Source organism: Paenibacillus salivarius, from assembly GCF_051307165.1.
In the GTDB taxonomy this organism is placed as follows: domain Bacteria; phylum Bacillota; class Bacilli; order Paenibacillales; family Paenibacillaceae; genus Fontibacillus.
Genome location: NZ_CP195592.1, coordinates 1,165,225 through 1,188,484 on the forward strand (window position 1 = coordinate 1,165,225; position 23,260 = coordinate 1,188,484).

A 23,260-nucleotide genomic window follows, 5' to 3' on the forward strand; every position below is an offset into this window, starting at 1 on the left:
AACAATTCTGCTTATAAGGGAACAATCTCAAATACAGTGCCTTGGTTCGGATCAGCCACTTTCATGGAGCCGTAAACCCCTAAATATAGCCGGGTTTGATTCAGATTTGATCCTAAACTAACGTAATACGCGGCATTAGACCCGAAAGGATAATCCGTTTCTATGACATTGTAATCGTTTTGCTTACAGTCGGCTGTTACCCTGGTATAGGCTAGAACTCCCTTAACAGGATTGGAATGAGCTCGAGCAACATCAGTAAACACGACGCTTCCCGATAAACCAGGGATATCGCTTCCATTGTAAGCCTGAACCCCTGTGAGTGCAGTACCTCCAAACTTGCCGGGACGGGGATCCTCATGATAATAACTCGTTAGCGGCGGAAGACGCAGCACGGCAGTTTCCAGGGTTTCATTGTAATATGAAATGTTTTTTTCACTCAGATCCGTATTTGCAGGGCAGCCTCTTATTACAGAGGTAGGTAAAGCACCTTCCCACCCTCGCCAGCCAAAGTTAATGAATCTTTTTTGGTCGGTCTCAGACCCCGCCATCGTTGCTTGGACAAGCTGGGTAACCGGTACCGGCTTATAATGAACGAATGAAAAGATCGATTCCACCAGATCTTGTCCGACATTCCCTACGTACTTCATATAATAATTATGGTGTCTCTGATATGAAATGCCCGTTATATTGCGTACGCCTTTTGCAATGACCGTAAGCATGTTCTGAATAGATTCAGGTAGTTCACTAAACCGTGTAACCACAGGCGGGTTATCGATAAATGAATTCATGCCCACATCAATTTCAATGATTTTACCTGCGATTTCCATGATATCTTGGCTCAAATTAAACGGGTCATATGCGGATCCGCCATCTCCGGTCGTTAAAACCAGTTTTCCTGTTTCAGGCGAAAAGTTTAAGCTATTGACTCCATTATGATTTAAAAAGGGCCTTCTTATATTCAGTAATGTACGCCGTCTTTGAGGTTGCCCATTCGGTTGCAGAATCCATTCTTCAACGGTATCGATATGATCATATTTTGTTTCTCTATCGACCCACTTTAGATTTAACGTTTGGGGATCGCACGGGTTAGGCTTAAAAGATTCGGAAAAAGCAACCGGACCTTGGGTTCCGGCTAGCGAGTAATGGAGATAAAACAATCCGTTGTAGTAAAATCCGGGATGAAAAGCTAGACCTATCAGCCCCCGTTCATCGTACCCCCCGCCTGCGCCCAGTTTTATGATTCGTTGGCGAATATCTAAAAAAGTCCCTATCGTTCCGTTTCTAATATAAAAGATCTCGCCGACCTGCGTTGCGATCATGAGGCTTTCGGTGGAATCACCCGGAAGGAACGTTGTTTTTAATACGGTGGGTAGATTTATCCTGCTAATTATAGGCCGTAGACGGACTTTAATATTATTCAAATAAATTCCCCCTGGTTAAAGTAATCTTTTTTAAAAATATGATGAGATTTTTTTATTAGCACCTAGAAAAATAATCGAAAAGAGTAGCTTCGCTTACCTTTTCCACCGAGAGTATGTTTTCAAAAATGGAAGGCCTAACACATAAGAATTAATTCAAAAAATGAGAATAAAATATAATTGTAATAAATAATGAACAAGGAGGTTTGAAAATGACTACAAACAAGTTTCTTTTTAACCCCTTATCATTTTTGGTAGTTTTGGCACTATTTCTATCCACATGGTTCACCGCCACGCCGCCGGCGAGCGCAGCAGCTAGAGGAGCATGGGCTCCAAATACGGCATATGCAGTAAATGACACCGTTACCTATAATGGAAGTACTTATACCTGTCTTCAGCCGCATACTTCCCTCGTAGGCTGGGAGCCGCCCAATGTTCCTGCTTTGTGGCAAAATGGCGGTGGCGGGACTACACCAACAACGCCCACTAACGGAGTGACGTTCTATGAGGATATCAACTATGGCGGGAACGCGGTAACACTCGGAATAGGCAATTATACACTGTCTCAGTTGAACGCAAACGGAATTCCGAATGACTGGATGTCCTCTCTCAAGGTTCCTGGCGGTTGGACGGTTGAAGTATATGAGAATGATAATTTCGGAGGAACAAAGTGGACCTTTACTTCGGATTCCTCCTGGGTCGGCAACGCGATCAATGATAAAATGTCCTCGGTTAAAATCTATACGGGTTCACCATCTCCTTCAGTAACAAAGCCGTCCGAAGTTCCAAGCCATATATGGACTTATGTTATTAATGCGGACAATGCCTATGGTAAAGGCGGAGATTTTGCTTTATTGCTAAGTGCGGTTATCAAAAAGGAAAGCAGCTTTGGAGCGGGCTTACCGGGTAGTCCATCCGCCGGCGACGGATTGATGCAGGTAGAACCAAACACACGCAATGCTTATTTATCGCAATTCAGCGCCAAATTTGGCCGTGCGTATAATCATGGCAGTGAACAAGATCAGGTATATCTGGGCGCATTGATTTTAAATGAGAAGATTGTGAAGTTTGGAAATATATATAACGGATTACTACACTATAATGGAGGAGATTACTGGTATCCGGGAGCCACCGATTCATATGGCCGTCCGATTCTGGCTAATCTCTACGCAGATGCAGTTTATGCTACGTATAAGGGTTATGGCGGTAAAAACTAAGGTAAAGGGCATGGGTTACCAAGCAGATCATGGCTTGCATAACCCATGCCTTTTTATTATCAGGGTTCGTTCGTCCGGTTCCATGATTCGGTTCTGTTATGATATACTCGTTTAGATGTCTACCTTTAACAGACAGATTGATTTTACTACTTCGGGATAAAGAACTGTCCCGGTATTTTATAGAGAGGTTTTTGTCATGAAAAATAATTTCTGGCGTGATTTGCCACGGCCCTTTTTTATACTGGCGCCCATGGAGGATGTGACGGATGTTGTGTTTCGCCATGTTGTGAGTGCGGCGGCCAGACCGGATGTGTTTTTTACGGAGTTTGCGAACACGGAGAGCTATTGTCACCCGGAGGGCAACCATAGTGTGCACGGGCGTTTGACGTTTACAGAGGATGAACAGCCCATGGTAGCGCATATCTGGGGAGACAAGCCGGAATTCTTTCGGCAAATGAGTATCGGCATGGCGAAAGAAGGCTTCCAAGGCATCGATATTAATATGGGCTGCCCCGTAGCGAATGTAGCGGAGAATGGGAAGGGGAGCGGTCTGATCTGCCGTCCCGAAGTTGCAGCGGAGATCATCGAGGCTGCCAAAGCCGGGGGACTGCCCGTCAGCGTAAAAACAAGGCTCGGTTTTAGTGACGTAGATGAATGGCGAGGCTGGTTAACCCATATTTTGAAGCAAGACATTGTGAATTTGTCCATCCATCTGCGCACAAGAGAGGAAATGAGCAAGGTGGATGCTCACTGGGAACTGATTCCGGAGATTAAGAAGCTTCGGGATGAGGTGGCGCCGGATACCCTTTTGACGATTAACGGGGATATTCCCGACCGTCAGACCGGCCTCAAGCTCGCTGAGCAATACGGTGTGGATGGAATTATGATCGGGCGCGGTATTTTTCATAATCCGTTTGCTTTTGAGAAGGAGCCTAAGGATCATAGCAGCGAAGAATTGCTTGGCCTGTTACGGCTGCATCTGGATCTCCATGACCACTATTCAGCACTGGGGCCGCCGCGTTCGTTCAGTCCTCTACCCCGATTCTTTAAAATATATGTCCGCGGATTTCGAGGGGCAAGCGAGTTAAGAAACAGCTTAATGAACACCAAGTCCACAAGTGAAGCACGCGCGCTGCTCGACGAGTTTGCAAGCAAGGCGCAGCATGGGACGGAGGAGCACGGGGATTAAGCCGCCGAGTTAAAATAGAATAAGTTGAAAAGATGGAGGATCGGATGGATGGAGTTGGGACAAACCCGGAGCCAGCAAGCCTTTCCTCTGTTTTTTATGGAGGGGATACCATGTCCTGGAGTAAATTGAAGCAACAGCTGGATGGCTTTCTCAGTCCTGCGTTACAGGGAAGGGTAGAATACCGTGCCCCAGGGTACCGTTATCTGCCTGATAAATCGGGAATTTGTTATATTACGGTAGATAAAAAGAACATACTCAATATGAGCGACAAAACGAACCCGATCCGATGGTATCAAACGGAGCTTGAAATCAAGAACGATCCGGATATTCAAATTCCCATCACCAATGACGACATTGAAGCTGTCAGAAAAGATACAAAGGGACCGGTGCCGGAGGATCGTTTAATCGTCATCGCCCGCAGCAGAAAAAGTTCGGAGCATGCAAAAGAGCTTTTGTCGGCACAGGCTTCATTAAGTAAATCGAATTTTATTGTTGATGCTAATAAGTTCTTAACTACTTCTATTGAAAAAAGCATAGAGAGCAATGAAATTTTAATGAATATTCTGGCCTTACTGGATAAAAGGGTGGGTAAAAAGCGGATTTTAAACATGTCCGAGGAGATCAAGTTAAAGCATCCGATGGTGCAGTATTTTTATGAATTGCGGCGTAGTGCGTTGTGAAGTGTGATCCCATTTTATTTAAATAACTCACATAAAGTTAGCCGGGTTTGATCTATAATAGAAGAGCTCTATCATTTTTACTTTTACTGCAAAGAAGGTACACAGATCGATGATAACGATTGACAAAAAGCAAGTCGAGGCGGAGCTGCGAGAATTCGTTGGGGATCGGGTCTTCGTTCATTGCGAGGCGACCTCCTATGTGTTTGTCCGGAATTTTACGCTGCAGATTACAGAGGCGCATATTGCAGGCGAAGGATATGGCCCATTCAGGGTAGCGCTTCGCTTTGATGAGGCGGGCTGGCTGCGAATCGAAGGGCTGACCCATTATGAAAAAGATGCGCAAGGCCGGCTGCTGCTTGCCGGCTTGGATGAGCGGGGACGTATGGAAGCGGCTCTTCACTTGGGAAGGGAGGCGTTTCCCGAATGAATAGAAGTTTCAATTCAGCGGGTACAGGGCGAAAAATCCTTGTCGTGCTTGCGCATCCGGACGACGAAACGTTTATTTGCGGCGGAACGCTGGCGAAGTATGCGGCGGAAGGGGCCGAAATTACACTGGTCACCGCAACCCGCGGAGAAATGGGGCGGCGGATGGGCAATCCGCCTTACTTGAACCGGGAGACGATGGGGGCGGTAAGGGAGCAGGAACTGCGGGAAGCCTGTGATTGTCTGGGCATTCGCCATCTCCATTTCCTGGGCATCCGCGACAAGACGGTCGAGTTTATCGATGAGGAGAGCTTGACTGCCCGCATCGAGGAATTTATCGACCAAATTAAGCCGGATGTGATCTTGACCTTCAATGAGCGCTGGGGCGGCCATCCCGACCACTGCGCCATCGGGAAGGTGACCAGGAAGGCATACCGCCGCTCCGGCGCCAAGGGAAGTCTTTACTATATCTCGTTCGGCAGCATGATGGCTGATCCTAAACGTTTTGGTTACTCCATTAAGGATGTCGTTAAAATCGCCGTAACCGATCATTTAACGGCCAAACTGGCGGCATTTCGCGCGCACCGCTGCCAGTCCGAAATCGATGAATGGGTATGGCTTCCGGATGAACAGGCATTGGCCCGGTTCGGGAATGTTGAATATTTTGTCCGCTGCGAGGATATGGAATTTGACGCCATCAAGGATTTCAATGATTTGTTTCAGCCTATAGATGTTTATTGAGGAATACGCTCGAGAGCTCCTGTCATGAACAGGAGTCCTCGGGCGTTTTTTCATTATTTCAAGAGATCCGTCACCGCCGACACCGGCGATGCAGGACATTTCGGCGATCTTTTCCCGATCCATTTTAATCGCGATCCGGTTAGCGGTCTGTGCAGCCGAGGAACATCCGGAACATGAGTAGACAAGAGGCAGATTATTATTTTTCATGGGCTATCCCTCTCCATTTCAACAACCCTAGAGAAAGGAGTTAGTTTATTGATGTTTTATTTTATACTTGCTGTCGAAAATAGCAGATATATCCACAGTCCAGTGCTATTATAGAACTAATCGTATTTATTATAGGTCCAAAGAACTTAATAAAATAATTTGATTGGAGGTTATATGGTTGGAGAGCAACATATTCTGCGAGTGGTTATACAGTGAAACAGTGAATTACGCCATGCAGCAGAACCACGTCCCTATCATTAAAAGCATCATATTGACCAACACGACAGATGAAGATATTGCTGGCATAACTGTTAAGCTAACTTCGGAGCCGCAATTTGCTTATGATTGGAAAAAGGAATATGACATCATTCCCGCAAATCAATCTATTATTATTAGTTCAGTAGATTTACATATGTCGTCTTCATTCCTGGGAGAATTGTCGGAACGCTTAACTGGATCGTTAACATTGACCGTATTGCAGAATGAAACGCAAATATTTCAGGAGCGAGCCTCTATTTCGGTACTCTCTTTCGATGAATGGGGCGGGCTCGCTATTTTGCCTGAAATGACGGCTGCATTTGTGACACCGAACCATTCACATGTGTCAGAGGTGTTGCGGGAGGCGGGAGCCATACTTGAGAAATGGTCAGGTAGTCCCTCGTTTACAGCTTATCAGAGTAAGGATCCGAACCGGGTTCGTATACAGGCCGCCGCGATTTATTCTGCTTTGCAAAGCCGGGGAATTTCCTATTGCGTTGCTCCGCCTAGCTTTGAGCTGATCGGACAGCGCGTCCGTCTTCCGGAGATGATTTTCATGCATGGTATGGGCAACTGTCTTGATCTTACCTTGTTGTATGCTGCTTGCTTGGAAGCAGCGGGACTGCATCCATTGATTGTATTTACGGAAGGACATGCTTTTGCCGGAGTTTGGCTTGTGGAAGAGACTTTCTCGGAAACGGTACAGGATGATATTTCAGTGTTGACCAAGAGGCTCGCCCCAGGAATTAACGAGTTATGCGTTATAGAATCTACAGCGTTTGTAAAGGGGGAGATTGTTAGCTTTGATCAAGCTACTGCATTGGCTGAGGCGCATCTAAGCAATCCAGATTTATTTGATTGTTTGATCGATATCAAGCGTGCACGATCCGCCGCGATTCGACCGCTTCCGCTGCGTACGAAGGGAACGATCGGATGGATTATTGAAGAACATCACCAGCCGCAGTTAAAAAGCAGCGCAGCTCCGGAACTTCTTGAAGTGTTGGAAAAGCCATTGGAAGTTGAAATGCTGACGCCGGCAACACGACAAAAACATTGGGAACGTAAACTTCTTGATTTGTCCCTTCGCAATTCGCTCCTTAATTTTCGTTTAACAAGATCTAGCATTCCGCTTATTTCCGCTCAACTGAGCGATTTGGAAGATGCACTCGCTGATGGAGATGAATTTCAGATTTTGGCAAGACCTGGCGATTGGGAGGGTAACGAACGAAATGCAGGTTTATATCAACGCGTAAATTCCAACCATCCTCTCGCAAAGCTACTGCAAGATGAATTTATCCGCAAGCGTCTGAGAGCTGACTTGAACGGACTGGACCTGGAGAGAAGGGTAGTTCATATTTATCGATCAGCTCGAACTGCGCTGGAAGAGAATGGAGCAAATACTCTATTTCTTGCTTTGGGACTCTTGAAATGGTATGAGTCACCCGTGAGCGAGCTTCCACGATATGCGCCGATTGTGCTAGTTCCCGTAGATATTTTGCGCAAATCCTCCCGCCAGGGGTATGTCATTCGGGCAAGGGACGAAGAGCCGCAGATCAACATAACGTTACTGGAAATGCTTAGGCAAGACTTCGGGATTGGAATCGAGGGTCTGGATCCGCCTCCGAGAGATGAGAAGGGCGTTGCTCTGAAGCAAGTTTTTAATACGTTCCGACATGCATTGATCCAGGTTTCCCGGTGGGATGTGGAGGAAACTGCCTATCTGGGCTTGTTTTCTTTCGGTCAATTTGTGATGTGGAATGACATCCGTAATAGAGCGGATAAATTGGCTGAAAATCAGGTGGTATCCAGCCTTATTCAAGGTCAGTTGCAATGGCAGGAACCTGTGGAGGCAAAAGAGAAACCGCTTGATGTTGAGCACCCGGCAAATTGGGCCATTCCGATTAGTGCTGATTCTTCGCAAATGTCGGCGATTCGTGCCGCTGTCAACGGGCAGAGTTTTGTTTTGCACGGTCCCCCGGGGACTGGCAAATCTCAGACGATTACGAATATGATATCCGCTGCGCTTGCAAACGGGAAGAGAGTGCTATTCGTTGCGGAAAAGATGGCGGCGCTCTCCGTTGTGCAGCGAAGACTGGAACAAGTTGGTTTAGGTCCGTTCTGTCTGGAGCTTCATTCGAATAAAAGCACCAAACGAGCTGTTCTGGACCAATTAAGCGCAGCGATTGATGTACAGCGGCTGCAGCCAGCTGAATCGTGGCAAAGGCAGGCGGACCGGCTGTATCAACTGCGAGCAACATTAAACGATTATGTAGAAGCCCTGCATCACAAACATGCCTTTGGTTTTACTTTGTTTGAGGTGATATCGAGGTACGAACAAACGGGGGATACGCCGGATGTTGTTCATTTTGACGATGCGGCGATCGAAAAACTGGATCCTAATACCTTGGTCCAATGGGATGACTCGGTCGCTGAATTGATAGCTGCCGGAGCCAATTGCAGAAATCCGCATGATCATCCTTGGATGGATGCCAAGCTTTTATCTTATTCTCCGGATTTGAAAGTACAGGCAGGTATTCTGCTAGAGAGCTATACTTCAGAGCTTGAAAAACGCCAGAAAGTGATGGGTGAAGCAGTCCAACGATTTATGCTTGGATCTGTTCCGCTAACTCATGACAAAGTGGAAATATTGGCTAAATTGTGTGAGCAGATGAACGATGTTCCTGATCTCAAACCTGCTCTTTTGCAGGAAAACGGTATGGCTGAATCAATCGAAAAGCTCAGGGCAGCAGCAGAACAAGGCAGACGCCGGGATCAAGCCCGAGCTAAGGTGTATAATATCTTCACTCACGAAGTCATTCGGTTCGACGCCAAAATGATGCTTTCAACATGGGATAACTTGGAGCTTACATGGTTCCTTCCGAAATGGACTGGTCAAAACCGTATTATTAATTTGCTGAAAAAGTCAGTGGTCTCTGGTCAAGTGATATTGAAATCCGATGTTAGAACATACTTGAAGGACATCATTGAACTGCAGGAGGAGGAGCAAAGGCTAAGTGCAGCCAAGGATAAAGCCACGCCTTACCTTGGTCCTTCATTGATGTGGGATGTTGATGGCAAGTGGGATGAAATATCGGATGCCTGTGATTGGCTGAATGTTTTGCAAAACTTATTAACCGCCTGGTTTGCCAATACGTCTGAGACCATCCAAGCCAGACAACATATTGCTGAATTGCTTGTAAGCTTCCGGCAGGATACAGCCCAAATGCATTTTTTAAGAGAATTGCTTTGTAGTCACGAGCAAGTACAAAAGCTGGAGAATGAACTCGGTCAATTGCTGCTGTTGGATTTTGAACGAATAGCAATCCAGCACAAAATCGAGAATTGGCATGATTTGTTGCTGGAAAAGGCACGAAAATGGACCTCACATCTCGATCAATTGAGGGATTGGAGTATATGGCAGCGGGTTCGCCTGCAAGCGGAAGAGCTTGGGCTCCTTCCACTCATCACGCCATATGAGGAAGGACAGATATCCAACGAACAATTGAGGAATGCATATGAGCGAGGACTTTATAAAAAAATGGCCAATTTCATCATTGCCCGTAACGAGCAATTGAAGTCCTTTTCTGGTAGTGTGTTTGAGGAAACGCTTATTCGCTTCAAAGAAGCCGATGAGCAATACATGAAGTTAACCCGACAAGAAGTTGTTGCGCGGCTTTCTTCGAGAGTTCCCCACATGACACATGAAGCATCGCAAAGCTCGGAAGCAGGAATCCTTCAACGTGCAATCCGGAGCGGAGGTAGAAATATATCTATTCGCAAATTGTTGGAGCAGATTCCGAATTTACTTCCTCGGCTTGTGCCTTGTATGCTGATGAGCCCGATCTCTGTAGCTCAGTATCTGGATCCTGATCATTACCATTTTGATATCGTTATTTTTGACGAAGCATCACAAGTACCTACCGCACAAGCGGTTGGGGCTCTGGCTAGAGGAAAGCAATCGATTATAGTTGGAGATCCGAAGCAACTGCCGCCTACGAGTTTCTTTTCTAAAAATAGCCAGGAATCTGAAGAAGAGGATCCAGTATTGCAGGATATGGAGAGTATTTTAGATGATTGTTTGGCAATCGGAATGCCTGAGCGGCATTTAAGCTGGCATTATCGAAGTCGACATGAGAGTTTGATTGCTTTCAGTAACGCCCATTACTATGAAAATAAGTTAATGACATTCCCATCCCCGAATGAGCCTGTTTCTAGCGTGAAGTGGTGTCCTGTTGATGGATTTTATGATCGAGGACGTACAAAACAGAATTTAGCTGAAGGAAAAGCTGTAGTCGCCGAAATTATCCGCCGTATACAAGATCCTCTATTACGCCAGCAAAGTCTTGGTGTTGTAACGTTTAGCTCCATTCAACAGACTTTGATTGAAGATCTGCTTGAAGAGGAGCTAAAGCAAGAACCGGAGTTAGAGGTACTCTTGATGCAATTGCCAGAACCATTGTTTATCAAAAACCTGGAAAATGTGCAAGGGGATGAGCGGGATGTTATTCTTTTCTCGGTAGGGTATGGTCCTGATTCATCAGGTAAAGTTAGTCTCAATTTCGGACCGTTAAACCGTCAAGGAGGCTGGAGAAGACTGAATGTGGCGGTATCCAGAGCCAGATATGAAATGCTTATTTTTTCAACGCTCCATGCTCATCATTTGAATGCAAGCAGAATTAGCAGTCGAGGAGTTCTTGGATTAAAAGCGTTTCTTGAGTACGCTGAAAAGGGAAAACGGATTCTCCCTGCAGGCGAGGCATCATCAAAAGGGCATACGGATTCTCATATTCACCGCAGTCTGGCTTTCGAACTTAAGAAACACGGATTTCAAACCGACCTTTTTGTCGGCGCCTCGGGCTATCGTATTGATCTGGGGGTACTTCTTCCTGATTCAGATCAATATGTGTTAGGCATTCTTCTTGACGGGCCGATGTATCAAAATGCGGATTCTGCGCGGGATAGGAATATTCTACGAGAAGAAGTACTTGGTCAGCTTGGTTGGAATCTGCTCAGAGTATGGAGTCCGGAGTGGTGGGAGAATAGGGAGGGCGTTATTAGCCGTATTTTAGAAGCGATCGAGAGTGGAAAAGAGATTAAAAAAATTCAGAATGAATCCAAAGCTCAGATTGCAGCGACACGAGAACATGAAGTAATTGATCGTTTTCAGGCTCAAGTAACAAGTACCGTACTCGTTGAACCTGATGTATCTATTATCCCGAAAGAAATACAGACTTACCGAGTTTGTGTTCTGGATGCAGTGCCTCTAGGTGCTGATTTGTTTAATTCACCCGAGAATTCGGAACTTATCCTGGAGCAAATAAAAAAGGTCATTCAGGAAGAAGGTCCGATCAGCAGGGGATTACTCTCCAAACGAATATTGCAGGCATGGGGGATTTCACGACTTGGAGCGCGGGTGGATCAGAGACTTAGGGAATTGCTTTCTAGAATAAAGCCAAATTATTCGGAATCCGATGGAATTATATTTTATTGGCCTGAAGGTATTAATCCGTCAGAGTATGGAATTTACAGAGCATCGTCAGATGAATCCGAGCGGCGAATGGCAGAAGATTTACCTCCGGAAGAAGTGGCAGTTGCCGTTAAATCCATCCTGGCTTCCCAGATAAGCCTTCCTCAAGATGATTTATTGAGACAGGTAGTAAAAACACTTGGATATGCAAGATCGGGAAGTGCTTTGGATAAGGCTATCAGATCAGGAATCCGGAAAGCGATTGAGTTGGGTTATGCTTATTTGGATGAAAATCAGCGGGTTGTTATAAGGAATTAGTGGTTTAGATGTAGGCAGCCAATAGGCCCAGGTATCTATGTAGTAATAAGAGGGGGCCTCCCCCCTCCAGAACTTAACTATGAAAGACGAATAGAGTCAAGTCCCCGCACGGGAGCGGGCTGAGCTTGAACGTCATCCGGACAGGCTGTTTGAAGGGATGCTGGAGAAACCTGAAGCGTAGAGCTGGGGCATTATCCGGGAAGCGGGAGCTGTTTTATAGACTCTATCACACGGGAAACGAGCTTGATCTGGCGGAATACGGATACCAAACGATCCAGCAGAGCTTGTGTTGGGGGAGTAGTGTCGGGGTGATCCCGGTTAATGGGTCAGTGTTCCTTCTAGAAAGGCGAAAATTTCAGAAGGGGCTGTGTGCAGATGAGGGAAATAAATGTTACACCATATTTCGGTGAGGGGGAACCGACTAGAGCTTGGGTTATTGATGAAAAGTATGCTGTCACAAGTGATGGCTTATATGTTCATATTTTTGAATATATTAAAGAACATGATGGATTATATAAACCTGCAGAACCATTTAATTTTATTGCGATTGCAGTTGATGAGTTTAGGACAGTGGCAGGGCTAGAACACTATATACAGGAACTAAAAAAGGTATCAGCCTGGGAACTCCTCACTGAGCATTATAACATCAACGAAGAATCATTCTTTGTAAACCGACCAAAGGAATATAAAGTGCGATTTGAAGAAGATGAACAAATTCCAAGTTTTAGTGAATGACAACCCTATTATATCCATGGAAACGAGAAAATTCGAGAAATGAAAAGACACTCAGTGTCAAGTGCTGGACTGACCCCAAAACTCGAGACAAAGGAAGGCATACCGCCGCTCCGGCGCCAAGGGAAGTCTTTACTATATCTCGTTCGGCAGCATGATGGCCGATCCTGAACGATACGGTTACTCCATCAAGGATGTCGTCAAAATCGCCGTAACCGATCATTTAACGGCCAAACTGGCGGCATTTCGCGCGCACCGCTGCCAGTCCGAAATCGATGAATGGGTATGACTTCCGGATGAACAGGCATTGGCCCGGTTCGGGCATTATGAATATTTTGTCCGCTGCGAGGATATGGAATTTGACGCCATCAAGGATTTCAATGAATTGTTTCAGCCTATAGATGTTTATTGAGGAATACGCATAGAAATGCCGCATCGTGGCGCCCCGAAGCGCTCGAGGATCCTGTCATGAACAGGAGTCCTCGGGCGTTTTTTCATTATTTCAAGACGATGGTATCCGTTGTTACATGATGTGTTCAAGAATCCGATCATAGGCGTTCTGGACATGCTGGGGATCAGGATCTTCCCCAAGACGTTTGGGCACATCGAAGCTCGATAAATCAAAATGATGCTTAGGTTGAACGTTATGTCTGGCTAAACAGCTCTTGCAGCAGGCCAAAGGGCATCCGTCAATGGCGATGATGTCACGTCCCGACTTGGCTGTTCTGACAAGCGGTTTTACGTCACCGCCGACACCGGCGATGCAGGACATTTCGGCGATCTTTTCCCGATCCATTTTAATCGCGATCCGGTTAGCGGTCTGTGCAGCCGAGGAACATCCGGAACATGAGTAGACAAGCGGCAGATTATTATTTTTCATGGGGTACTCCTCTCCATTTCAACAAATTAATTGTCAGTATAATCCGAGATTACGGGCTGAATTGTGAGGCGGGTCACTATTTGTTAGAAGAACCTGCTTGCTACTTGTTAGCTAACAGTCTTGCTTGGGAAGAACCGGGGGCTCGGGGTACTTCTTTTTTATAATCAAACTTGAAATATAACTTAGCGCGGTACGTCTGTAAAATGGAATCAGACAGATCATGAAAAAAGTGACCTTGATCTCATCATCATCAATAATACGGACCGGGGATGGGGCATGTCGTTATGTTTTATATTGGGCGATGTGGGATACGATTTATATTGTACTCCGTGGGAAACACGAATAGAGGCCGCAGCCAATCTGGATAGTCCCATGGTTTCGCATCTGGTTGATTTGCAGATTCTATATTGTGCAAAACCGGAGTATATGGAGAATTTCAATTCCTATAAACAAAGAGCGCGTGGATCAGGAGTTTGGCGCGAAGCCGGCCCCGACATTTGAAAACCTTTGCGGTACGTACGAGGAATTGTGGTGCAACTGCCGCAACAAATTGATCGCAAGCGTTGAATTGAATGACAAATCATACGCCTTTCATGCAGCCATGGGGGCGCAACATTTCCTTGATGAAATGACAACATCGATTGGAACCAAAAAGTTTGATCTTATGCGATATTTTGACGCCGATCATCTTGATTTGTTTACAGACAAATTTCTGCAGGCGATGGATGAATATCTGGATGAATACAACAAAGTGGGAAGAAAAGTGGAACGATACGATTCGTTTGAGCAATTATATGACCGATATATGAAAATCCGGACGGTTTGATTGACGATAACCTTGGGATATCGCAGTAACAGGGCAACTTTTACAGCTGTCCTGTATTCATTTTCTCGCGAACTGGTTTGACTTCATCAGCAAGTCGGTTAGATCATAAGTCCGGACTTAATGTGAATATGATCGCGGAACAAAAAGCGTGGAAAACTATTAAGTCCTGACGATTGGAGCGACTATATATGAAAGCTATAGCCATTGAAAAGATAGAGTGGCAGATGAACGCCCCAAATTGCAAAATAATTTAGTATAATTGTAAGGCTGAGACTTTCGCGGCTCGCTAAAAGTCTGAATTATACGGAGGCCCCTTCTGAATAAGGGACTTTGTTAACGTTTATTCCCGTAAGGCCAATCTTTTTCTTAGGAGATGTTTGATAGATCATGTTGAAGAAAGAAGTCGCATATATCCGCAAGCAGTTTAAGCTGGATCACGAAAAGCTTCATATTTTCGATATTCTTAATGTGTATATTATGAAAGAAACGAACGAGATCTATCATTACGAGCGTCAGCCGTTTGAGCTTTTGGACAGGGAAAAGCAGGAGCTTCATATGGGCAATTTCAAAAAGCTGCTGACCGGCGAATTGGATCAAAAGCTGTTCGAGCTAAAGCTTCATGAGGAAGCCGAGAATCCGACACGGGTGCTTCTCCACCAGGGATTGGTGACCGGGGATCCCGAAGAATGGCTTGATTTGATGCTTGTGTTGGTGGAGAAAATGATGGCGGATACCAAATTCGAACGGGATACGGTCATTACTTTCGTCCGCGGGCAATATTACCAGCCGACCAAGGCTAGGAGTGAGGAAGCCGAGGAGAGCGAAAACGACGAGATGTTCGCGAATCCGTTCATTCTGTGCAGCATCAATTCCACGGAGCAGCAAAAGAAAACGCTCCTGTTCGATTACGTCGAACGGGAATTCAAATACAATGTCATCGTAGATCCGATCATCAAATTGAGTTCCCCGGAGCAAGGGTTCTTTTACCCCAGCGTGACGGATGGTTATTCCGATGTGAATCGCGTCCTCTACTCATCGGGAAGAGCGCATGAACCGAACGAGCATTTCATCGAGGAAGTGTTAAACGCCGAGAAAACGGTCACGGCTTTACAAGAGAGAGCCATTTTCGAGGAAATCGTGAAGGAAGTGACGGGGGATCAGCTCGACGCTTCCACGATCGCTCAAGTGTACGAGGAAATTCATCAGGTCATCGAGGCCCACGAGCACGGGGAAGAGGAACCGCCGAAGCTGGATTATAAAGACGTGGAACGCGTACTGACGGTGAGCGGCGTAGAAAACGTCACTGCGGAAAAGGTGGAGCGGGCGTTTGAAACGATCGTCGATGACAGAAACTATGAAATCAAAGCGAGCAGCGTCGTTCCGAAATTCACTTCGAAATCCATTAAAATTAACACGAAGGTAGCCACGATATCGGTCAGCCCGCAGGACTTAAAGTATGTGAGACAGGTCAATTATCAAGGGAAACGATGCATCATGATCGAGGTTGATGAGGATGCCATGATTGAAGGATTTACGCTTAATACGGAGGAATTGTAGGTCGGGAGCGTTTTATCCGGTGGCAAAATATTGTAAGCAAAGGGGCGAGCTATCATTCATAGCAAAGCCCCTTTTTTCAGTTTACCGCCGAATCTCATACACTTCGCCGCACAGTCTCCCCTGAATCTGAAGCATCTCCCCTACGGTCAAATCGGGAATGTCCACTCCCTGGATCAGAATCTCTTGTTCAAGCCCCTCGACATAGAGCGGAAATGCCAATTCGCCCGTATCATATTTAAATAATCTTCGGACCCGCCCAATCACGATGTGCTCCGACCTGTCTCCAATAAGCCGCAAAGGACGGTTGGACGGCATTTCGGGATTTAAGGCAGTCATACTGTCGATCCCATCGAACCTTTTGTACTCTAGCGGACTAAAAGAAACATGTTTCATATACAGGGAGACGGTCAATCGGTCATGAACCCGGGTCAAATCCGTATGTTCTCCTTCGCGGGCAAAGTCCCCGGGACAAAAAAACTCAAATTGAAATTCGAAAGGGGGCTGCGGTTTGAATACCGTCAAATCTCGAACATTGCCGCCAAGCTTAACTCCGGTTATGTTACAGTCGAATTTATCATTTCGCTCCAGGTCGGCACGTCGCTCCAGTATTTTTCGCTCAAGCCATTTTAAATAATAATCCGCAAAAGTGTCGCTGACCTTACGTATTCCTTGTCCATGACAGGTATCTATGTAATATAATTGGCCGGCCGATTCGCCGGAAACCACCATGACGATATAGTATCCGCATCCGTCATCATGCAGGGTAATCGTGCCTTGCAGCGCTTCACTATAGAGCCGATGATAATGCGCTTCTGCCGCGTCATCGCCCATATCGTCATCGATGTCATCGTAATCTTCATGGAAAGCCTTGTTGCAAGTGTCCACGCGAAATGGAAGGCCGACATATTCGAGTCCGGTCTCTTCCTGCAAACAAGATTCCATGCAATCCTTGGCGTGCGACAGGGATAACGGGAATTGCCGCTTTTTTGCGGCTCCGTTTCCAATATGGATCAGAAAATCCCGATAGTCCTGCGGGAGTCGGGCACCGGCCGCCGATTCAAACTGTTCCACCTCGCCGACCGATAACTTCTCGTTAAGAACATAAGGGTACGGCCCTTGATACAAGCTTCCGTACTCATCCAGTAGTAAGGTAACTTTATGGATGAATTCACTGGTTTGCGGTTCTCCCGCGTTTTTTCTGAATAAGTCTTTAAAATGCTCAAACATTTGATTATTTTCTCCTATAAAATTGTATTATCGTAGACTCGGCGGGTAGGCGACGGAGCTTCTGTCCTGACGCGCTCCAGATGGAATTTTTCCGTCACGACCCTTCCTCCTTTTCTGAAATATCATGTGCCTCATACCGTTCCAATGCCTTCGTTGAGGCTTCCAGCATCCGTTTTTTTAAATAATCGCCATGGATCACCCGAACCCGCTTCCCCAGAAACCGCAGCTTGGAAAGGAAGTACTCCGTTTCATTCCCGAGCAGGGTCACTCCGACCCGGTAGGTGTCGTTTTCCGCATCGTACTCCACTTTTTTTTCGAAGCTGGAAAAGGCGTACAGGATGCGCGACAGCTCTTTGTTATAAGTAGGAACGATTTCAACGACGATTTCATTTTTGCGCGAATCAAGATGGTTTCCGAGCTTGTTCAGGAGACGTTCGGCGAGAGACGGATCGATAGGTTCCGGCACGATCGTATGTATTTTACTCAGCCGGGTGCTCATAAAGGCGTGTTTCCTGGCGTGAAGCCAGAGCAAATACCATTCTCTTTTGACCATGGAGTATTCCAGCTTGTACGGAAGTCCCGATTGGTCGCCGCCGATGCGTCCCTGCTTCGTTTCGCAGGTGATACGAATGCCGGTCTGATTCATAATGTGCCGGTGCAGAGGTCTAAGCAGAGGATGGTAAACCTGCTTTTCCAAGCTGCGGGCTTTTTCCACCAAATGGGGGGAGATTTCCATGACAGGATCCTGCTCGAGAATCGAACGAAGCTTATCCAGGGTCTCCGGCATAAAAGCCTCGGCCGCCGCCGGATGCTCCAGCATCGTTTTCAGCCATGTCCGTTCGTGGGAGGTGACCATAAAGGTCCCGGAATCGTCCAGCCGGGATATAATCTGGTGATTGAATATTTTTTCAAACGGATTCATAGCAGGCTTGAATCTCCTTCCATTCGGCGATCATTTCCCGGCGTAGGTGCGGGGGCTCCAGAATTTCGCAGCTGGAACCGAAACTACGTAGCCAAGGTTTGATTTCGGTAGTCCCGTTCACGGTAATTTCGTAGATAAATGAATCTTCATCCTTTTGAACGATTTGTCCCCACTGCCCCTGTAAAAGGACGCGCTCCTTGACGAAATTCGGTTCCGAACCTCCCGGATGGAAAAAACGGGCCCGTACCTGCACGGGACGGCCGGTATCGATCAGCCAGCTGTATTTGATTTTCTCCGCAAGCTCATGTTCCTTTTCCTCAAACCGGGCTTGGTCCACGGATTCATCTTCTTCAATTTGCGTAATCCCTTCCATGCGGTATTTCCGAATCCCTTCGCGTCCATAGGAAAGCAGATACCATCTGCCGTATTGGTGGTCGTACACCAGCTTGAGGGGAAGCGTTTTTTCGGATTTGCCCTCCTTGTCCCGTTCATATAAAGGGTTGGTATTTTTGGAGGCGTAGCTCTTTTCGGACTTCGGCGAAAAATAAAGAAACCGGACCTTGCGGCGGTGCCGAATGGCGTGCAGCAGCGTAAACAGATGGGCTTCATCCAAAATGCGCGTGTAATAGTGATACTTATATAAAAAAGGTTCGACGGCCTGCTGCGGAGCTTGAAGGCGCAAAAGATGCTTTTTGAGCCCGTCGCGCAGCAGATAACCCTGTACGGATGGAACCTGCGTATTCGCCATCACATCCACAAAATCGTACAAATCGAGAAGCTCTTCATAGGACAAGCAGTTCACCAGATCATCCTGAATGCGGTATTTATAGGGACGAGGCCCAGGCTCCCGCTTAATGACTCCTACCTCCTCAAGGTACTTCAGATCCGATCGGACGGTTTTTTCGTCAGGTAGAGGAAGTCCGGAAGGCAGACTGCTGCAATATAGATCCAAGAGATCCTTAGCAGTCAAGGCCTGACCCTTCATCGCGCCCAAAAGCAGCGAGATTCTTTGGCTTTCCGTTTCCTTCACGGATTTCGCGCGAAACAGAAACAAGAGGAGCGGATCGGTAGAGTCATGATAGCTGTAGCGAAGGGTTTCGAAAAACTCTTTGCCCTGCTCCTGAGGCAGGTGCTGGTGCATGGAGCTGACGACCTCCTTGAGCCGCCGGATCGTTTTATCTATGGTGTGGACGGAAATGCCCAGCCGCTCCGCGAACTGCTGCCTGCTGAACGCACCGCTGGTCAGAACCAGCAACCGCAGAAACTGGATTTCCTTATCAAAGCTTTCCTTAGCCAATGGGATCCTCCGTTCAAAATAAATCTTCTTTTTCCATTGTAACAGGGGCGGGATTGGGGTGAAATGGCAAACTTGTTGAGGGGTCGTAATACTTTCGCCATGTTCGTTCCGGTGGAAATGAGCGATGATAGAACCGTTCTTATTCGGACGGCCGTAACGAGGCGGGGATATCGATTTATCCCGCAGTGCCGAGCATGTTATGTTTCGGTATCCTGTACGTTCGGACCGGTAAGCAACTCCAATCGGGGTTCGATTCCCCAATCGCATAGGGCGCGAATCTGGTAGAGCTAACTCGACTTACCATCGAGCGAAAATGAACAAAGGACCAAAGGGCAGGGTCCCTGGCGGCTGGTAATAGCGCACTGCAGGAAGGCTTTGCAATCCGTGGATACCGATGGTGCGGGACTGCGGAAAATTTATTCGGATGGATGAGGATGAAGGGCGGCTGAAGCAGAGCTAACCCGAAAAATCAAACCTCCCGGATAAGTCTTCCGCAGACCGCCCAGCTAAAACGCGATTCCGCCTGGACTGCAGAGGGATTCTGTATCTGAGGCCAAACCAAGAAAGGGGTAATACATATGTTGAAAAAAATCATCATTCAAGCAGATGAGCGGGGCCTGCTATTTCATAAAGGAAGCTATGTTAAAAAGCTGAATCCGGGGGCCTATCGCTTTATGCCCTGGTCGGAAAATACGGTTGTGGTATTGAATGTTGCGGAGCCTTTTGTTGTCGAGGGCAAAGCATTGCAGCTATTCCTTCAAGATGAAGACCTCGTAAGGGAGCTGGATATCGTCCGGGTACAAGACCATGAATACGTGCTGCATTATGAGGACGGGCAGTTTCTGCAGCTGTTGAAGCCTGGGGTTTATGCGTTTTGGAATATTCTGAAAAAGCACACCTTTTTGCATGCGGACATCCGTCAGCCCGAGCTTCCTGTCGGGATCGACCGTTCGATTTTGCCGAAGCTCCAAGCTTATGTGCAGTCCTGCGAAATCGCGAATTACGAGATCGGATTTTTGTTCTATGATCATGTATTGCAGCGTGAGCTTCATCCGGGAAAATACTATTTCTGGAGAGGCCCGGTTTCGATAGTAATCAAAACGATGGATTTGCGGCAACAGCAGGTGGATCTTCTTGGACAGGAAATCATGACGGAGGATAAAGTTACGCTTCGGTTGAACTTCGTCTGCCAATACAAAATCATCAAACCTCAGCGGGCTTTGGAGATCAAATCATTCGACGAGCAGATTCATATCCAGTTGCAGCTCCTGCTTCGGGAGTATGTCGGCACACTGAAATTGGATGATCTTTTGAAGCGGAAAGAGGAGGTTGCCACGTTTGTGCTGTCCCGTCTGCGCGAAAAAGGGGAAGAATACGGAGTGCAGTTCCTGGGCGCGGGGGTGAAGGATGTCATTTTGCCGGGAGAAATGAAGGATATTCTGAACACCGTCCTGCTTGCGGAGAAGAAGGCACAGGCGAACCTGATCACCCGCCGGGAAGAAACGGCCTCGACCCGAAGCCTCCTGAATACAGCGAAGCTGATGGACGAGAATCAGACGTTGTACCGGTTGAAGGAGCTGGAATTTCTCGAAAAAATATGCGAAAAGGTCGGATCCATTTCTTTAAGCGGCGGCGGAGATTTGCTGGAGCGGCTGGGTGCGCTGATTGGGGAGAGGAAGACGGCAAGCCGATGAGGAAGTTGTTCGTCTTTTGCGAGGAGGGAATTTGATGAGTGATTACCGGGAACAAATCATGACCGCGCTTGAGCGGATTGAGCATGAAGAAAACGTACGGATCCTGTATGCCTGTGAATCCGGCAGCCGGGCGTGGGGCTTTCCGTCGCGGGACAGCGACTATGATGTCCGGTTTCTGTATGTCAGGCCGGTGGATTGGTATTTATCGATTTTTGAGAAACGGGATGTCATCGAGCGTCCGATCAGCGACATGCTGGATATTAACGGCTGGGATTTGAAAAAAGCCCTTACCCTGTTCCGCAAGTCGAACCCGCCGCTGCTGGAGTGGCTTGAGTCCCCGATTGTTTATAAGGAGTACGGAACCGCAGCCGAGCAAATTCGCCGCATTTCGCCGCTCACCTTTTCTCCGAAGTCGTGTTTGTATCACTATTTGAATATGGCGAAGGGGAATTATCGGGACTACTTGCAGGGAGAGCAGGTAAAGATCAAGAAGTACTTCTATGTGCTCCGCCCGATATTGGCTTGCGAGTGGATCGAGAAATTCGACACGATGCCTCCGGTGGAATTTGAGCGGCTGGTCGAGGCCGTGGTGCCGGGCGGCAGCGAGCTTAAAACCGTGATCGACGGTTTGCTTGTCCGCAAAAGGGCGGGAGATGAAATGGATTACGAACCGAGAATCAATCCGATTAACGAATTTTTGGAGGGAAAAATAGAGTACTTTGAGCGGGTCGCACCAGGCCTGCAAACCTCCGGCGGGGATCAGGATCAGCGGCTTGACGGCTTGTTCCGGTCCGTGCTGAGGGAAGTTTGGGGATAGGAGTTGGAGGATAAAATGACGTATCAAAACATAGACGGCGTTCGTGTCTGGGGAACCCCGGATAGCGGGGCGGTGGCTCAGGCGAAGACGTGTGCGGAAACGGGGAATGTCGTTCAAGCCCTGCTCATGGCGGATCATCATAAAGGGTATAGTCAACCGATCGGCGGAGTCGTCGTGTATGACGGACAAATCTCTCCGTCCGGGGTGGGATATGATATCGCATGCGGGAATAAAGCGGTTCGAACAAACCTGTCGGCGTCGGATATTAAGCCGGGGTTGGCGAAGGTGATGGACGAGATCGCCCGCAAAATTTCCTTCGGTATCGGCCGTGTTAACAATGAAAATGTGGATCATGAGCTGTTCGATGATCCGGATTGGGCGGTCTACCAGGCTGTCGGCAAGCAGGAGCATGACAAGCTGAAAGCCTTGGCGCAGGCGCAGCTCGGCACGGTCGGAAGCGGCAACCATTTTGTGGACCTGTTTGAAGAAATGGAAACCGGCCGTTTGTGGATCGCGAATCACTTCGGTAGCCGGGGCTTCGGACATAAGACGGCGAGCGGTTTTATTAACCTGGCTGCCGGGAGAGAATTTCTCGGGAGCGCTCCGGGCGAGAAGATGGACCAGCCGCCCGTACTGCTGGATATGAACAGCGAGCTGGGCGACATGTATTACCGTGCGATGAAGCTGGCGGGGCGCTATGCCTACGCCGGAAGAGACGACGTGATCCGGCAGGTGCTGGCTATTTTGGGAGCGGAAGCGGACCTTGAGGTGCATAACCATCACAACTATGCCTGGAAAGAGACGCATGGCGGGAAAGAGGTGGTCGTCGTCCGCAAAGGAGCGACCCCGTCCGCACCCGGCCAGGTCGGTTTCATCGGCGGCAGCATGGGGGATATATCCGTGATCGTGAAGGGGAAGGACAGCCTGGAGAATCGGGATGCTTACTTTAGCACCGTGCATGGCGCGGGACGGATCATGAGCCGGACCCAGGCGGCCGGGAAAATGAACTGGAAAACCCGCACCCGCAGCGGCGGTCAAATCAGCACCGGGCAAATGATGAAGGCGGTCCGGGATTTCGGTGTGGAGCTGCGCGGCGCAGGCACGGACGAAAGCCCTTTTGTGTACCGGAAGCTGCAGGAAGTGCTGGACGCGCATGCCGAAACGATCGAGGTGATGCACGTCCTGAAGCCGATCGGCGTCTGCATGGCCGGTGCGGATGAGTTTGACCCGTATAAGGATTGATAGCGATCCATAATTTGGGCAGATACCGAGGCCTTTCTCCTTTTAGGAGAAGGGCCTTTTTGCATGGCACGCGGAAAACACAAGAAGAACACATCTTTTGTCTACAATGGTCGAAGCGGCCGGAAGGAATTGGACAGGCCTCTACAAG

General features: G+C 47.7%; 18 protein-coding genes and 1 pseudogene. 13 read left to right on the forward strand and 6 right to left on the reverse strand.

Annotated elements, in window-relative coordinates; all coding sequences use genetic code 11:
• Positions 1-11: 11 nt before the first annotated feature.
• On the reverse strand, positions 12-1,421 hold the full coding sequence (locus ACSFXJ_RS05250) for a PQQ-dependent sugar dehydrogenase (protein ID WP_435924157.1): 1,410 nt from the start codon (positions 1,419-1,421) through the stop codon (positions 12-14).
• A gap of 209 nt (positions 1,422-1,630) precedes the next feature.
• Between ACSFXJ_RS05250 and ACSFXJ_RS05255 the strand changes: the two genes are divergently transcribed.
• The 5 genes and pseudogenes from ACSFXJ_RS05255 to ACSFXJ_RS05275 form a co-directional block, all read left to right on the forward strand.
• A complete protein-coding gene (locus ACSFXJ_RS05255) occupies positions 1,631-2,635 on the forward strand; it encodes a carbohydrate-binding protein (protein ID WP_435924158.1) in 1,005 nt (334 codons plus the stop codon).
• Between the two features lie 196 nt (positions 2,636-2,831).
• The gene (locus tag ACSFXJ_RS05260) at positions 2,832-3,824 is read left to right on the forward strand and encodes a tRNA dihydrouridine synthase (RefSeq protein ID WP_435924159.1); all 993 of its coding nucleotides are present in this window, start codon (positions 2,832-2,834) and stop codon (positions 3,822-3,824) included.
• A 110-nt stretch (positions 3,825-3,934) separates the two neighbouring features.
• A complete protein-coding gene (locus ACSFXJ_RS05265) occupies positions 3,935-4,504 on the forward strand; it encodes an SF0329 family protein (protein WP_435925676.1) in 570 nt (189 codons plus the stop codon).
• Positions 4,505-4,613: 109 nt separating this feature from the next.
• Positions 4,614-4,931, forward strand: coding sequence for a DUF1806 family protein (locus ACSFXJ_RS05270; protein WP_435924160.1), 318 nt, complete (start codon positions 4,614-4,616; stop codon positions 4,929-4,931).
• Positions 4,928-5,350 (forward strand): annotated as a pseudogene (locus ACSFXJ_RS05275) (PIG-L family deacetylase); the annotation flags it as partial. The gene ACSFXJ_RS05270 and the pseudogene ACSFXJ_RS05275, both read left to right, overlap by 4 nt.
• 129 nt (positions 5,351-5,479) lie before the next feature.
• Here ACSFXJ_RS05275 and ACSFXJ_RS05280 read toward each other — a convergent pair.
• Positions 5,480-5,875: a putative zinc-binding protein gene (locus tag ACSFXJ_RS05280; protein WP_435924161.1), complete on the reverse strand. Its 396-nt coding sequence runs from the start codon at positions 5,873-5,875 to the stop codon at positions 5,480-5,482.
• Positions 5,876-6,053: 178 nt separating this feature from the next.
• On the opposite strand from ACSFXJ_RS05280, the gene ACSFXJ_RS05285 reads away from it, so the two are divergent.
• The 3 genes from ACSFXJ_RS05285 (at position 6,054) to ACSFXJ_RS05295 (ending at position 12,939) form a co-directional block, all read left to right on the forward strand.
• Complete coding sequence (locus ACSFXJ_RS05285) at positions 6,054-11,918, forward strand: DUF3320 domain-containing protein (protein WP_435924162.1); 5,865 nt, start codon at positions 6,054-6,056, stop codon at positions 11,916-11,918.
• A gap of 375 nt (positions 11,919-12,293) precedes the next feature.
• Positions 12,294-12,653, forward strand: coding sequence for a hypothetical protein (locus ACSFXJ_RS05290; RefSeq protein WP_435924163.1), 360 nt, complete (start codon positions 12,294-12,296; stop codon positions 12,651-12,653).
• Positions 12,654-12,804: 151 nt separating this feature from the next.
• Positions 12,805-12,939, forward strand: a complete 135-nt coding sequence (locus ACSFXJ_RS05295) for a hypothetical protein (RefSeq protein WP_435924164.1) — start codon at positions 12,805-12,807, stop codon at positions 12,937-12,939.
• A gap of 234 nt (positions 12,940-13,173) precedes the next feature.
• Here the strand turns inward: ACSFXJ_RS05295 and ACSFXJ_RS05300 are convergent, their stop codons facing one another.
• Entirely contained in the window at positions 13,174-13,530 is a 357-nt protein-coding gene (locus ACSFXJ_RS05300; protein WP_435924165.1) for a putative zinc-binding protein, read from the reverse strand.
• Positions 13,531-13,990: 460 nt separating this feature from the next.
• Here ACSFXJ_RS05300 and ACSFXJ_RS05305 point away from each other — a divergent pair, with 460 nt between their 5' ends.
• Entirely contained in the window at positions 13,991-14,356 is a 366-nt protein-coding gene (locus ACSFXJ_RS05305; protein WP_435924166.1) for a hypothetical protein, read from the forward strand.
• A gap of 387 nt (positions 14,357-14,743) precedes the next feature.
• Positions 14,744-15,913 (forward strand): DUF4317 domain-containing protein, encoded by a 1,170-nt coding sequence (locus ACSFXJ_RS05310; RefSeq protein WP_435924167.1) that lies wholly within the window; start codon positions 14,744-14,746, stop codon positions 15,911-15,913.
• 81 nt (positions 15,914-15,994) lie between these two features.
• Here ACSFXJ_RS05310 and ACSFXJ_RS05315 read toward each other — a convergent pair whose 3' ends face one another.
• The 3 genes from ACSFXJ_RS05315 to ACSFXJ_RS05325 all read right to left on the reverse strand — a co-directional run bounded on the left by ACSFXJ_RS05315 (position 15,995) and on the right by ACSFXJ_RS05325 (position 19,359).
• On the reverse strand, positions 15,995-17,140 hold the full coding sequence (locus ACSFXJ_RS05315) for an SMI1/KNR4 family protein (protein ID WP_435924168.1): 1,146 nt from the start codon (positions 17,138-17,140) through the stop codon (positions 15,995-15,997).
• Positions 17,141-17,234: 94 nt separating this feature from the next.
• On the reverse strand, positions 17,235-18,062 hold the full coding sequence (locus tag ACSFXJ_RS05320; RefSeq protein WP_435924169.1) for a WYL domain-containing protein: 828 nt from the start codon (positions 18,060-18,062) through the stop codon (positions 17,235-17,237).
• Positions 18,049-19,359, reverse strand: coding sequence for a WYL domain-containing protein (locus tag ACSFXJ_RS05325; RefSeq protein ID WP_435924170.1), 1,311 nt, complete (start codon positions 19,357-19,359; stop codon positions 18,049-18,051). The genes ACSFXJ_RS05320 and ACSFXJ_RS05325 overlap by 14 nt, the downstream gene beginning before the upstream one ends.
• 578 nt (positions 19,360-19,937) lie before the next feature.
• On the opposite strand from ACSFXJ_RS05325, the gene ACSFXJ_RS05330 reads away from it, so the two are divergent.
• Genes ACSFXJ_RS05330 through ACSFXJ_RS05340 form a run of 3 tightly spaced genes read left to right on the forward strand, consistent with a single transcriptional unit; the run spans position 19,938 to position 23,112 of the window.
• Positions 19,938-21,053, forward strand: a complete 1,116-nt coding sequence (locus tag ACSFXJ_RS05330) for an SPFH domain-containing protein (protein WP_435924171.1) — start codon at positions 19,938-19,940, stop codon at positions 21,051-21,053.
• A gap of 34 nt (positions 21,054-21,087) precedes the next feature.
• Complete coding sequence (locus tag ACSFXJ_RS05335) at positions 21,088-21,870, forward strand: nucleotidyltransferase domain-containing protein (RefSeq protein WP_435924172.1); 783 nt, start codon at positions 21,088-21,090, stop codon at positions 21,868-21,870.
• Positions 21,871-21,885: 15 nt separating this feature from the next.
• The gene (locus tag ACSFXJ_RS05340) at positions 21,886-23,112 is read left to right on the forward strand and encodes an RtcB family protein (RefSeq protein WP_435924173.1); all 1,227 of its coding nucleotides are present in this window, start codon (positions 21,886-21,888) and stop codon (positions 23,110-23,112) included.
• Positions 23,113-23,260: the final 148 nt, after the last annotated feature.